Here is a 12,943-nt window from a genome sequence, read left to right as displayed (position 1 = left end):
TCTTTACTTACTATGGCGAACATCGAGGACCTCGTCGTCCAGCCACCGCAGAGCGCGACGTGGCAGGTGCATCTCGACCGGTCGATGTGGGTGGGCGGCGTACGCGGTCTCATGCTGCAGGCGCTGCACCCGCTGGCCATGCGCGGTGTCTGGCAGAACTCCAACTTCCAGGAGGACCCGTTCGGACGGCTGCGCCGCACGGCGGACTTCGTGGGGCGGGTGACGTTCGGCAGCCCGGACCAGGCCGACGAGATCGGCAGGCGGGTGCGCGGCATCCACAAGGCGCTGCGCATCCATGATCCCGACACCGGCCGGACCCACCGGGTGGACGACCCCGAGCTGCTGCTGTGGGTGCACTGCGCGGAAGTGTCGTCGTACCTGGAGGTGGCCAGGCGCGGCGGGCTGGGTCTCACCGAGCGCCAGGCCGACCGTTACCTGTACGAGCAGCGCAAGAGCGCCGCGTACGTCGGTCTGCACCCCGAGGACGTGCCCGGCTCGTGCGCCGAGATGGACGCCTACTTCAAGCAGATGCGTCCCAGCCTGCGCGTCACGGAGGAGGCGGCCTCGACCGTGCGCTTCCTGATGTGGCCGAGGCTGCCGCACGAGCTCAGGCTCCTGTCTCCGGGCAAGCCCGCCTACTTCCCGTTCGGCGCGCTGTGCTACTACACGCTGCCCGACTGGGCCAGGCGGATGTACGGGGCGCTGCCGGAGGTGCCGCGCGCGACGGTCACGGCCACGCTGAGGGCGTTCAGGCTGGGGATGAACTCGCTGCCGGAGCCGGTGCACGACCACGCGTTCATGCCGGCCACGAGGGAGATGCTGCGGGCCGCCAGGGAGCGTCTCGGCGCGGCCGGGTACGACGTGAGCAAGGGGCTCAAGGGCCTGACCGATCCCCGCCGGTGGCCGACGGCGCTGGCCGCCTGACCGGCAGGAGCGTGCCGCCCACCAGCACGACCGCCGACACGCCGGCCAGATAGAACTCGGCGGCCGGCCACGTCACGGTGGCGATGCCCACATGGAACTCGGCCTCGATGTGAGCCAGGGGCCACGGCGATCATGGATGAGTTCAAGGAGATCGGAACTGTTGTGTTTGAGCGTGCATGAGTGTGGTCACGTCACCGCCAGTGTGTGCTTTCGATGGCATGTGTGCACACAAGGGGGCAGTCCTCGCTTGGCGTGCCGCTGTCGCGCCGGAGCCGCTCTGCTCGGGACCCCGCCAGTGGGGCTGCGTTACCGAGACTTGTCGCGCACATGTTCTACCCGGCTGATTCAACCCTTGGTATCGTTACGGCCACGCAACGTGAGATCGAGAAGGGGTGAGTGCTAGTCATGTCGGCGTGCCCATTCGACCGCGATCCTCAGGCGCCCAACCGCGAGGTTCCCTCGCTGGTCGGTCATGGACCACGTCGGCATCACGGCGGAGGTCGGCGAGCATGGCTGAGTTGCGTCCGATCGCCCCGGCTTTCGTGGTGCCCGGCCCGTCCGGCGTCGCCGTGCGCGACCGGCTCAAGCACCTCACCCCAACAGACGAGCAGGTGTTGCGCCTGGTCGGCGTGCATCTGGGCGCGCTGGCCTCCGCCGATCTGAAAGCCCGGTGCGCCGATGGGCTGGGGCACTGCGCCGGAAGCTGGGCGGCCCGCAAGCGCGAGCTGACCGTGCAGTCGTCGGCGCGGTGGGCCGGGGCCATCACCAAAGCGTCACATGATCAGTGGGCGCTGGCCCGCCGCGGCCAGGCCGACCACATACGCGACCTTGAAGCCGCCATCGCCACGATCACCCGCCGACTGTCTCAGCCCGTCGGGAAGAAGGGCACCGGCAAGGAGCCTGGCGGATATCGCTCGGCGCGGGAGTGGTTCGCCAAGTCCCGCCGCCTGGGCGTGCTGCAGGACCGACTGCAACGGCGGCGGGCCGAGCAGCAGGCCGGGCGGGTGCGTGTGGTGCGGGGCGGCAAACGCCTCGCCCGCGCCCGGCACCACCTGGAGGCCGCAGGGCTCACCCAGGCCGAGTGGCGGCAGAGGTGGGAGGCCGAGCGCTGGTTTCTGGCCGCCGACGGCGAGTCCGGCAAACGCTACGACAACGAGACCATCCGCATCACCCCCGACGGCCAGGCGTCGATCAAGCTGCCCGCACCGCTGGCACATCACGCGAACGCGGCACACGGCCGCTACGTGCTGGCCTGCCGGGTGGCCTTCGCCCACCGGGGCACGGAGTGGCGGGATCGTATCGAGGCCAACCGGGCCGTGGCCTATCGCATCCACCTGGACGTTCAGCGGGGACGCTGGTACATCACCGCCTCCTGGCAGATCCCTGCGGCCCCGGCCGCGCCGATGTCGGCTGCGCTCGCCCACGGGGTGATCGGCGTGGACACCAACGCCGACCACCTGGCCGCCTGGCGCCTGGACACCCACGGCAACCCGATCGGCAACCCCCGCCGCTTCACCTACGACCTGTCCGGCAACGCCGAACACCGCGACGCCCAGGTCCGCCACGCCCTGACCCGGCTGCTGCACTGGGCCGGCGCCTGCGGCGTGAACGCCATCGCCATCGAAGACCTCGACTTCACCGCGGACAAGAGCCGGGAGAAGCACGGCCGCCGCAAACGCTTCCGCCGGTTGATCTCCGGCATGCCCACCGGCAAACTGCGCGCCCGGCTGACGTCGATGGCCGACCAGAGCGGGATCGCGATCATCGCCGCCGACCCCGCCTACACCTCCAAATGGGGCGCCCAGCACTGGCAACAGCCCCTCACCACCACCAAACGCACGACCACCCGCCACGACACAGCCGCCGTGGCGATCGGCAGACGCGCCCAAGGGCACCCGATCCGGCGACGGACGGCACCGCCCCCTGCCCACCGGAGCGATGAGCAGGGGCACCGGACCGTCCAGGCCGGACCGGCCGCCCGCGGGCGTGAGGAACCCCGCCCCCGCATCCCCGGACCACGGACACGACCCGTGCCGCCCGGACGCGGCGCGAACGCGGGCGACCAGAACGCTCAACACCGTCCGGAGCGTTCGGCTGAGCACATGCAACTCACGCTCAGCCCAAAGGAACGGTTGAAGAGTGTGCCCAGTAACCGCCCGATAGGTGCCAGTTCCTGGCCATAAGCACCGTTTCCCACGGGAAACCGCGCATCCCCGGCAAATGGCACCGGCCAGGGCGAGCGGTCCCCTCCACCGCTCGCCCCGGCAGGCGGATCACTCGGCGAGGCCGTCCCACGAGTTGCGGTCGGGGGCGGCCGACCGGCCCTCCGGGCAGTGGCGGCGGAAGTCGCACCAGGAGCAGATCGGGCCGGGGTTGGGCGCGAACAGCTCGTCGACCTCGTCCGGCACCGCCGCCGGCCCGACGGTCTGCCGCTCTCCCGATGCGGTGCGCGAAGCGGCGGAACCCTTTTTGGCGGGCGCGGGCACGAGCGCGCGGTAGCGTTCGTCGGCCTCCGACGCCTCCGTGGCGACGTCCTCCGCGCGCCGGATGTGGCGGGCCAGCGACTCCTCGGTGTGCCGCCACTCCAGGATCTCGCCGGTCGGCAGGTGGTGGAGCTCGACCGTACGGCAGGGCGTGCGCATCATCGTGGAGGCCGCGACCGCGTACACGGCCAGGGCGAGGGACGAGCGGGCGTCGTCCTCGGTGAGCGGCCGGCGGCCGGTCTTGTAGTCGACCACGACCAGCTCGTCACCGCGCCGGTCGAGCCGGTCGATGCGGCCGGAGAGGGCCATGACCTTGGTACGGGTCGCGACCGTGCGCTCGACGCCCACCGGGTCGTCGCTGGGATCCAAGGTCGCGACGTAGCCGGAGACGAGGTCGCGGGCCCGGCCCAGCCAGTGGGCCGACTGCTCGACGTCCCTGAACCCCTCGGCGATCCACCCGTTCGTGACCAGGATGGCGGCCGTCAGCGGGGTCCTGCGGTCGTACGGCTCCCGCCACCACCCGGCCAGCGCGTTGTGCACGCTCGCCCCGACGCTGTTGTGCGCCCACGCGGGGCCCTTGGACGGCTGCGGCCGGTCAAGGTAGCTGAACCGGTAGCGGCGGCGGCAGTCGAGCCACGCGTTCAACCGCGACGGCGTGCACGAGTAGAGCCGCCGCGGCATCCCGTCCAGCGGAAGCTGTCCTGCGTTCATCGCCTCCGCTCCTCAGTCCAGGCGGCGGCACTCCCTCGCATTAACAATGCGTCACTCGTCGTCGGGGTCGAGCTTGATCCCGGAGAGCTTGGTGCCGTCGGTCAGAGGGCCGTCGTCCGCGCTCTCCGTACGGGTCAGCGAGCCCGACACCCAGTCGTCGAAGTGCGGCTCGAGGTCGCCGATCGTGACCTCGTCGCCGTGGGCGGCCAGCACCCGCGTGTCGGCCGGCAGCGTGAACAGCCGCCCGCCGATCGAGGTCAGCTGGTCGGGCAGGGCGGGATATTCGCCGCCCAGCTTGCCGGGCCCGTCGGCCTGCAGGGCCTTGCCGGTGAAGACGGCCCCGAGCGCCTCGCAGTAGAGCGACACGCCGCCGGGCGAGATGCCGGGCGTCTCCATGACATCGAGCTGGACGTCGGCCACACCGAAGATGCCGTCGTCCTCCATGTCGATGTCGGGCCAGGTCTCCCGCCAGGTCTCCCGCCACAGCGGCTTGTCCTTGGGGTGCAGGGCGACCACGGCCTCGTCCCGGCTGGCCACCTCGATGGCGGCGGAGACGTGGTCGGGCAGGCCCGCCGTGCAGATGACGGCCAGCACCTCCCGCTCGCCCACCTGCTCCAGGATCTTGTCGGCGTCGCGCGCCGCGTCGATGACGATGACTTCGTCGTCGTCACCGATGATCCAGGTGTTGTTCTCGACCTTGTGCTCGGTGCCGTCGATGTCGACGACGCCCTCGGTCACCACTCGCTCGATACGCGCTGTCACGCCTCCGAACTCTAGCCCGTCTGCATCAGAGCGCGAATCGAGAGCGATGAAAGCGCGCCTAATCCTCGAGCCGAGGCGAGAACGCCCCGAACGGCACGTCCAGCTCGTGATCGCGGGCGTCGAGCAGCGACAGCTCGGCGAGCGCGATCATGCAGCCGGCGTCGGCCGGCCACGCGATGGCCCACAGCCAGTTGCCGAGCGCCTCGCCCGCGTAGACGGCCCGGTCGTCGGCGCCGTCCACGCACCACAGCGCGGTGGGGTGCCCGAGCACGCCGATCTTGGCGTTCGGCGGCCCCGAGTCGAACCCCTCGCCCGGGTCGGGGCCGTCCAGCCCGGCGAACGCCGCGCCGAGCCCGATGCCCGGCTCCTCCGCGATGACGAGCAGGTCGGCGGGGCCTTCCGTCAGCGACGGCCCCGTCAGCGCGACCACGCTGGCCCGCGCGCCGGTGCGCTCGTCACCGACCTCCCCGAAGCCGGTCACCAGCCAGCCGGCGGGCAACGGCCACGGCAGCCACACGGGCACCACGGCGCTCTTCCGGATGGCCTCCAGCGCCGTACCGGTCGGCGGCCATGGAGGCTGGTACGGCAGGACATCACCGTGCGTGTCGCATCGGTACGCGCTCGACCACGCACTAGGCCCGTGAAGCGGGCCAAAGCACCGTGGGCAGGTTGGAGCCGCTCTCACAACTACCCACGGTGCTTTCTCCGGCACCGGCCCGTCAAGGGCGCTTCCCGTTGTACCGTCGTAATCTTGGTCATGTGCGCGTAAATTGTGTCGGCGCGATTATTTTCGACTCCTCTGACCGGTTGCTCCTCATCAAGCGGGGACGTCCGCCGGGCAAGGGGCTGTGGTCCATCCCCGGTGGCCGCCTGGAGCCCGGGGAGACGGACGCCGACGGCGTGCGGCGCGAGGTACTGGAGGAGACCGGGCTGCGCGTGGAGGTGGGCCGCCTGGCGGGCACGGTGGACCGCCCCGGCCTCGGCGGGGCCACGTACGTGATCCGCGACTACCTCGCCACCGTGTCGGGAGGCGTGCCCGTGGCCGGGGACGACGCCGACGACGTGCGCTGGTGCGGCGTGGACGAGCTGGCCCGGCTGCCGCTCGCCGAGGGTCTCCTGGAGTCGCTGACCGGCTGGGGCGTGCTGCCCCGCTGAAAGCTCGCGGTGCAGCAGCCCCCACCGGCCCGGGCCCCGCTGGAGCGGCGCCGCCCGCCCCACGGGCCGGGTTCTACCTGTTCGAGGTGAGGCTGGAGGTCCAGAGGATCAGGTGGTCGGCGTTGTACGTGGTGGAGCGCCCGAGCGCCACGACCTCCGAGCCCGACACGGCCACGGCCGTCAGCCACTGCGCGCCCTGGCCGGCCAGCCGGTCCTTGGTCAGGGCCATGCGGTTCCACGACAGGCCGTCCTGCGAGGTCCAGGCCGCGCTGTCGCCCTCTCCCGGTACGCCGTGCCAGCCCACGGCCACCAGACCCTCGTCCGCCGCGGCCAGGTCGTACACCGCCGCCGCCTGGTCCGCGGGCAGCCAGGCCGTCTGCCAGGTCGAGCCTTCGTCGTCCGAGACCGCCGCGAAGGCACGCCGCGAACCTCCCGACACGGCCGTACCGACGGCCACCAGCTTGTCCTGATAAGTCGTGACCCGTCGTAGCCCGGCCGACGTGGCGTCCGGCGGGACCACGCGCTTGCGCGCGCTCCAGTTCACGCCGTCCGAGGAGTGCCAGACCACGCTGCTCTCCTGGTCGGCCCCGCCCGAGCCGCCCACGGCCACGTAGCCGTCCCCGGTGGCGACGGCGTCGTAGATCCGCACCCCGGAGCCGCCCTGCGGCAGCTTCTTCGACCTGGTGAACTTGCGCAGATCGGGGGTGAACCACATGGCGGCGAACGCCGTGCCCATCTGGTCCTTCGCCTCGCCGGCCAGCACGTAGCCCTTCTTGCCGGCCGTCACGACGTGGGTCTCCAGGTAGGGGGCGTTCGGGTCGCGGGCCAGGTCGCCTGTGACGTTCACCTTCTTCCAGTTCTCCCCGTCGTCGGAGGTGACGAGGAGCGGGTCCGTGAGGGCCACGTTCGTCTCGGTCGCGCCGACGGCCAGCCAGCCGCGGCTGCCGTGCGCCACGTCCTCCAGCGTCTGCTTGCCCGGGCCGCCGAGGCTCATGGACTTCCAGCTCACCCAGTCCCTGATCGTCCACAGGCCCGCGTCGCCGGAGGCCGAGCCGACGGCGACGTAGCGGCCGGCGAAGCTGGCCAGCGCGTTGGTCTCGCGGGCGATCCTGGTCAGGCCCTCGACCTGGCCGAGCTGGACGCGCGAGGCGCCGCCGCGCGGGGGCGCGGCCATGAGCACGAGCTGGTTGTCGACGTCGGACACCGCCTGGTCGCCACCGGCGAACAGGGTGCCGCCGTCGGCGATCGTGAACCCGCGCAGCGTCGCCCCCTGCAGGTTGCCGAGGTCGGCCCGCTTGCTCCACGAGCGCCCGTCGGTGCTGGTCAGCACCGAGTAGCGGCCGAGGCCGGCCTGCGTGACCGCCGCGATGCCCGAGGGGTAGGAGATCAGCGACTCCACGCCCGCGCTCTCGCCGCTCAGGCCGCCGATGGAGCCGCACTGCGACCACTGGGCCCCGGTCGGCGAGCAGTAGACGCGTACGTCGCCCGTGAACGTGGGATGCCGCGTCGGCACCAGCACGAACCTCTTGGGCGACACGGCCAGCGTCCCGGTGCGCGGCGTGGCCTCGGGCAGCTGGAACCCGGTCGCCTGCCAGTCCCGCCCGCCGTCCGCCGATCGGAGCACCCGCGATCCCTCGCCGACCGCGGGGTCTCCGATGGCGACGACCGTGTCGCCCTTGGCGACCACCGCCTTGATCTCGCGTACCTCCAGCTCCCTGGCCTCGACCCGCTCCCAGGTCCGGCCGTCGGCGGAGCGCCAGGCCGCGGGGCCCGTGCCGCCGTCGTCGCCCGTCGTGCGTCCCACGGCCACGAAGCCGGACGCGGTCCTCGCGATGTCGTTGATCTGGTCACCGGACCTGAACGCGGCCAGGCCCGCCGCCTCCACGGCCGTCCAGCTGAACCCGTCGGTGCTGGTCCACAGGCCGCGTTCGCCGGACACGCCGTCGCCGCCGCTGGCCAGCCAGCGCCCGCCGCCGCCGACGACCCGCTGGACCGTGGGGGTGGAGGCGCCGTTCACCTGGCCGAGCTGCCAGGTCTTGCCGCCGTCCGGCGAGAACAGGAAGAGCGGGCGCGGGGTCGGGCTCGTCGTGTCGCTGCCGACCGCCACGACCGCGCGGCCCACGGACGTCATGTCGTTGAGCTTCTGGTTGGCGCCCTCGCCCGCGGCCGGCACGGTGAACAGCTCGTCACCCGAGCGCCCCGTGCCCGCCTCCAGGCGCAGCCCGGGGGCCTCGTCCGAGGTCCACTGCCAGACGAGCACGCCCGCGGCCACCAGGATCGCCACGGCCAGGGTCAGCGCGACGGGGGTGGACCTGTTGCGGCGGCGTACGGGGCTGGACCTGCGTACGGCGGCGGGGGCCGGGCCTCTGTGGTGCCGGCCGCTCGACCCCTGCGGGCGCGCCGCGTCCGTGGCGACGAGGAGGTCCGGCCTCGTGGGGCGGCCCGCCGGCGGGCGCCCGACGCGCCGCACCTCGGGCTCGCCGTCCTGCTCCTCCGCTTGTTCCGGAGCCTCGGGGGCCTCGTCGTACCCGTTCGGCTCCTCGTCCTGCTCGGGGGCCGGCTCCTCCGCGGGCACGGCCTCGACGCGTTCCGGGAGGGGATACACCAGCCGGTACGGCGGCGCGGGCCGGGACGACCGCTCGGGGGCGGGCGCGGCCTCCGCGTCCGGCTCGGACCGTTCGGGCGCCTCCTGCGGCGGGTGGACCGGGGCGCCCGCGACGAGCTTGTCCGGGCGGTTGACGACGCGGCGGGGGCGGCGGCGCGGCTCGACCTCAGGCTCGGCCGTCGGCGAGCTGTACGGCCGACGCCCCTTGGGCTGCTCCTGCGGCTCGTCATCCGGGATGGGGGCGGCGAACGGCGGCATGCCCCAGGGAGAGGTCAGCGGTAAGCCCCTGGCCCGATCGTCGGTGGGACCCGGCGGCGAATGGCTGATCCTCGGCTCTTCGGAGGAATGCGGTTCAGAGGCGCCCTCGGGACGAGGTTCGTCGTCATCCGGCGGTCGCCGTGGCGGTTCGCTGGGGCCGGAGGCCACGCGCCGTACCTCCTATGGGGTCGAACGTCGTACGGGTGGAACGGCGACGCTGGTCCGTTCCACAGGACCAGACCAGCATGACTCAGCCGGAATAGCGAGACCTCTCTAGCGAGATTCCCGGCACCCCAGGACCGATTTATTCCGAAATAGTCTTAATTGACTGTTTTTTGGCTAGATACAACACACCAAACGCATACACCCCGAGCTGCACCACCGTTCCGGACAACGATTCCCAGGGCACCGGGACCTTCCCCTGGTTCAACGCGTCGTCCAGATGCCCGGCGGCGGCGGCCTGCCCGAAGGCCAGCAGGTTGTTCAGCACGTGCAGCGAGACCGCCGACTCCAGCCCTCCGGTACGTACCGTGAGAAAGCCCATGACGACCCCGAACCCGAACACGTCCACGAGCCCCGCCCACGAATACCCGTGCAACGACATGAACAGCGCGGACCCGAGCACGATGGACCAGACCGGATTCCGCAGGTGCGCCCCGACCGCCTGTATGAACCAGCCGCGGAAGACGTACTCCTCGGCGGCCGCCTGGAACGGCACCAGCAGCAGGATCACGATGAGCGCGGGCAGGAACCCCGACCATCCTGCCCAGCCGAACAGGTCGGCGTCCTGGCCGGACACCGACAGCGCGAGCGCCTGCGCGCCCTGCCCCAGCAGCAGGGCCAGCACCGCCAGGCCCGCGCAGCTCAGCAGCCAGCGCCAGCGCAGCCGCCCGGCCACGGACGAGAGCGTGCCGGGGCGCCTGCGCTGGACCAGCGCCGCGGTGCCGTACACGAGGGGCAGCACGGGCGCGAGCGACAGCAACACCACGACCAGCGAGAACACCGGATCGCCGAACAGCTGCCCCTCGGCCTCCAGCGGCGCGGGGATCCCGAGGAGCAGCGACATCACCACGCCGGCCCACACCACCACCGCGCCGATCACGATGAACCCGGTGGCGACGACCAGCGTGCCCACGATCGCCCGCCACGGCCGGGCCGCGGCGTTCCGTGCCAGGTGGTCGTAACGCTCCCCGCTCGGCGTCGGCAGGAACCAGGACGGCGGCTGATACGGATAGACCGGCGGCTGCGTGCCGTAAACGGGCGGCTGGCGCCCTGGATTCTCCTGCATCCATCCATTCTGTCCGCGCGATGCGCAATAGTTCACAGACGGCCCACCGATTTAGGCGGATGCTCGGAGGCGTACGGCATTTCGACCCTGGGAGCAGTTCATGTCAAGGCTGGGACCTGTCATCACCCTCGCGGCGGGAGCAGTGCTCGCCGTGGGGCTGGGTGTCGCCAGCGTAACCGCGACACCGGCGGCCGACGAAGCCGCCAACACCGCCGCGAAGGCACCGTCGGCGGGTGAGACCACCGCGGCCCCGTCCCGCTCATCCGAGGCCGAGGCCGAGGCGGACGCCACGCCCTCGCCGCAACAGACGGAACCGAAGAAGATCGCGAAGGCGGACTATGGAGGCTACGTCAAGGGCAACGGCGGCCTCATCGCGATCTCGATCAGAGACGGCAAGGCCGTCGGCTACTTCTGCGACGGCAAGGCCGAGGCCTGGTTCAAGGGCAGCGAGTCCGACGGCGAGCTGCAGCTGACCAGCCTCGGCGGCGCCAAGGTCACCGCCGAGCTGGGCGGCGGGCGGGCCAGGGGCTCGGTCGCGCTCGGCGGCAGGAAGTGGACCTTCGTGGCGTCCACGGTGGTCAAGCCGTCGGGCCTCTACCGCGCCACCGCGATCGTCAGGGGCGCCAAGCTCCGGGCCGGCTGGATCGTCCTGAAGAACCCGCAGGGCGGTTACACCCAGGTCGGCGCCGCGTTCGAGGGCGACACGCAGGTGCCGATCCCCCAGCTGCGGGGCGACCAGCCCACAGCGCCCGTGACCGTCGGCGACACCACGATCCAGCCTGAGGACGTGGACGGCTTCATCGAGGAGATGCAATGACCGCCGTACCCCAGCAGTCCCGCGGCCTGACCCCACTCCTCGTGCCGCTGCTGGCCGGCGGCCTGGCGGCGCTCGCGCTCGGCGTCTACGGGCGCGTGCACACGCCCACCGGGTTCGCCGTGGGCGTGGCCGGGTTCTCCGGCGCGCTGCCGATGAAGGCGTGGCTGACGACGGGGGCGTTCCTGCTCGCGATCGTGCAGGTCGTCTCGGCCCTGTCGATGTGGGGCAGGCTCGGGATCACCATCCCGCCCGGCGTGCACCGCTGGTCGGGGCGGATCGCGTTCCTGCTCACGATCCCCGTCGCCTTCCATTGCCTCTACGCTCTGGGCCTGCAGTACGACGTGCCGCGGGTGCTCGCGCACTCGCTGCTCGGCTGCTTCTTCTACGGCGTGTTCACGGCGAAGATGCTGGCCCTGCCCAAGCACGACGCGCCCGGCTGGACGCTGCCGGTGCTCGGCGGGCTGGCGTTCACCGCGCTGATCGGGCTCTGGCTGACGTCGTCGTTCTGGTTCTTCACCGCCATCGGCTTCAAGGTGTGAAGCTCTTCGTACGCCTCAACCCGGCGGCCCGCCCCTTGGCCGCCACGACGAGCGCCATCTTGCGCGAGGCCTCGTCGATCATCTCGTCGCCCAGCATGGCCGCGCCGCGCTTCTCGACCGAGGTGTAGTACTCGTACGCCTCCAAGATGAGCTCGGCGTGGTCATAGTCCTCCTGCGCCGGCGAGAAGACCTCGTTGGCCGCGTCCACCTGGGCGGGGTGCAGCACCCACTTGCCGTCGAACCCGAGCGCCGCCGACCTCCTGGCGGCCCGCCTGAAGCCCTCGACGTCCTTGATCTGCAGGTAGGGCCCGTCGATGACCTGCAGGTCGTGCATCCTGGCCGCCATGAGCAGCCGCATGAGGATGTAGTGGTAGGCGTCGCCCTCGACGTAGCCGGGCGGCTGCTCGCCGACGACGAGCGTGCGCATGTTGATCGACGCCATGAAGTCCGCCGGCCCGAAGACCAGCGTCTCCAGGCGCTTGGACGAGCCGGCGATGGCGTCGGCGTTCACCAGGCCGCGGGCGTTCTCGATCTGCGCCTCGATGCCGATGCGGCCCACCTCGTACCCCATGGTCTTCTCGATCTGGGTGAGCAGCGTGTCGAGCCAGACGACCTCGGTCGGGTCCTGCACCTTGGGCAGGATCAGGCAGTCGAGGAACTCCCCCGCCCCCTCGACGACCTCGATCACGTCCCGGTACGTCCACTGCGTCGTGAGGTCGTTGACCCTGACCACGCGCGTCTTGCCGGACCAGTCGCCCTCGCGGAGCGCGGTCACGATGTTCTTGCGCGCCTCCTCCTTGGCCAGCGGCGCGACGGCGTCCTCGAGGTCGAGGAAGACCTCGTCGACGGGCAGGGTCTGGGCCTTCTCCAGGAACCTGGGGTTGCTGCCTGGCACGGCGAGCACGGAACGGCGTGAGCGCATGCGCACACGCTACTGGCCCGGCCAGGTCGATCCCATGCGGGCCTCGATCTCGCGGGAAACCTGCTCGACGCGTTCCTGCACGAAGTCCGCGCCGAGCGCCTCTGGCAGCCGCGGGGTCTGGGCGTCGAGCTCCGCCATCAGGTCGTGGACCTGGCGTTCGGCGTCCCGCTGGGCGGCCCGCATCGCCTCGCCGAGCTCCCGGCCGAGCGCCTCGGCGCCCAGCCGCATGCCGCGCGGATCGACGACGAGCTCCCGCACCCTGCCGTGGCCGTCGGCCACCGCGCTCACCAGGCCACCGGCCGCCTCGCCCGTGCCGGTGATCCGCCCGAGCCTGGCCCGGGCGCCTGCCAGGCTCCGCATCATGGTCTCCGCCTGCGTGAGCAGCCGGTCCAGGTAGTCGCGGTCTTCTTCCATGGACGACGGTCTCACGGGGCCCAGTCTCGCCGGGCGCCCGGAGAGCGTCGGCCGTTTCGAGGATT

At 71.7% G+C, this 12,943-nt stretch carries 12 protein-coding genes; 5 read left to right on the top strand and 7 right to left on the bottom strand.

Annotated features, from left to right (window positions below; all coding sequences use genetic code 11):
* Positions 1-12: 12 nt before the first annotated feature.
* The gene (locus tag ACIBI9_RS28340) at positions 13-924 is read left to right on the top strand and encodes an oxygenase MpaB family protein (RefSeq protein WP_397225948.1); all 912 of its coding nucleotides are present in this window, start codon (positions 13-15) and stop codon (positions 922-924) included.
* 509 nt (positions 925-1,433) lie between these two features.
* Positions 1,434-3,107 (top strand): IS200/IS605 family accessory protein TnpB-related protein, encoded by a 1,674-nt coding sequence (locus ACIBI9_RS28335; RefSeq protein WP_397225946.1) that lies wholly within the window; start codon positions 1,434-1,436, stop codon positions 3,105-3,107.
* Between the two features lie 90 nt (positions 3,108-3,197).
* On the opposite strand, the gene ACIBI9_RS28330 is transcribed toward ACIBI9_RS28335, so the two are convergent.
* The 3 genes from ACIBI9_RS28330 to ACIBI9_RS28320 are packed head-to-tail and all read right to left on the bottom strand — an operon-like array spanning position 3,198 to position 5,565.
* A complete protein-coding gene (locus tag ACIBI9_RS28330) occupies positions 3,198-4,118 on the bottom strand; it encodes a RecB family exonuclease (protein ID WP_397225944.1) in 921 nt (306 codons plus the stop codon).
* Between the two features lie 51 nt (positions 4,119-4,169).
* Entirely contained in the window at positions 4,170-4,880 is a 711-nt protein-coding gene (locus ACIBI9_RS28325; protein ID WP_397225942.1) for an MBL fold metallo-hydrolase, read from the bottom strand.
* 58 nt (positions 4,881-4,938) lie between these two features.
* Positions 4,939-5,565, bottom strand: a complete 627-nt coding sequence (locus ACIBI9_RS28320; RefSeq protein ID WP_397225940.1) for a DUF6758 family protein — start codon at positions 5,563-5,565, stop codon at positions 4,939-4,941.
* A 74-nt stretch (positions 5,566-5,639) separates the two neighbouring features.
* Between ACIBI9_RS28320 and ACIBI9_RS28315 the strand changes: the two genes are divergently transcribed.
* Complete coding sequence (locus ACIBI9_RS28315) at positions 5,640-6,035, top strand: NUDIX hydrolase (protein WP_397225938.1); 396 nt, start codon at positions 5,640-5,642, stop codon at positions 6,033-6,035.
* Between the two features lie 73 nt (positions 6,036-6,108).
* On the opposite strand, the gene ACIBI9_RS28310 is transcribed toward ACIBI9_RS28315, so the two are convergent.
* Positions 6,109-8,898 (bottom strand): hypothetical protein, encoded by a 2,790-nt coding sequence (locus ACIBI9_RS28310; protein ID WP_397225936.1) that lies wholly within the window; start codon positions 8,896-8,898, stop codon positions 6,109-6,111.
* 304 nt (positions 8,899-9,202) lie between these two features.
* Complete coding sequence (locus ACIBI9_RS28305; protein WP_397225934.1) at positions 9,203-10,186, bottom strand: lysostaphin resistance A-like protein; 984 nt, start codon at positions 10,184-10,186, stop codon at positions 9,203-9,205.
* A gap of 100 nt (positions 10,187-10,286) precedes the next feature.
* Here ACIBI9_RS28305 and ACIBI9_RS28300 point away from each other — a divergent pair, with 100 nt between their 5' ends.
* Together ACIBI9_RS28300 and ACIBI9_RS28295 are read left to right on the top strand one after the other, a co-directional pair.
* Positions 10,287-11,003 carry a hypothetical protein gene (locus ACIBI9_RS28300; RefSeq protein ID WP_397225932.1) on the top strand — a complete coding sequence of 239 codons (717 nt, stop codon included), beginning with the start codon at positions 10,287-10,289 and terminating at the stop codon, positions 11,001-11,003.
* Positions 11,000-11,542 (top strand): DUF6529 family protein, encoded by a 543-nt coding sequence (locus tag ACIBI9_RS28295; RefSeq protein ID WP_364850817.1) that lies wholly within the window; start codon positions 11,000-11,002, stop codon positions 11,540-11,542. The genes ACIBI9_RS28300 and ACIBI9_RS28295 overlap by 4 nt, the downstream gene beginning before the upstream one ends.
* On the opposite strand, the gene ACIBI9_RS28290 is transcribed toward ACIBI9_RS28295, so the two are convergent.
* Together ACIBI9_RS28290 and ACIBI9_RS28285 are read right to left on the bottom strand one after the other, a co-directional pair.
* Positions 11,532-12,464 (bottom strand): HpcH/HpaI aldolase/citrate lyase family protein, encoded by a 933-nt coding sequence (locus ACIBI9_RS28290; protein ID WP_397225930.1) that lies wholly within the window; start codon positions 12,462-12,464, stop codon positions 11,532-11,534. The genes ACIBI9_RS28295 and ACIBI9_RS28290 overlap by 11 nt on opposite strands.
* Positions 12,465-12,473: 9 nt before the next feature.
* Complete coding sequence (locus ACIBI9_RS28285) at positions 12,474-12,893, bottom strand: YbaB/EbfC family nucleoid-associated protein (RefSeq protein WP_397225928.1); 420 nt, start codon at positions 12,891-12,893, stop codon at positions 12,474-12,476.
* Positions 12,894-12,943: the final 50 nt, after the last annotated feature.

The sequence above is a fragment of the Nonomuraea sp. NPDC050451 genome (genome assembly GCF_044458585.1).
This window is presented reverse-complemented; position numbering and strand designations above follow the sequence as displayed.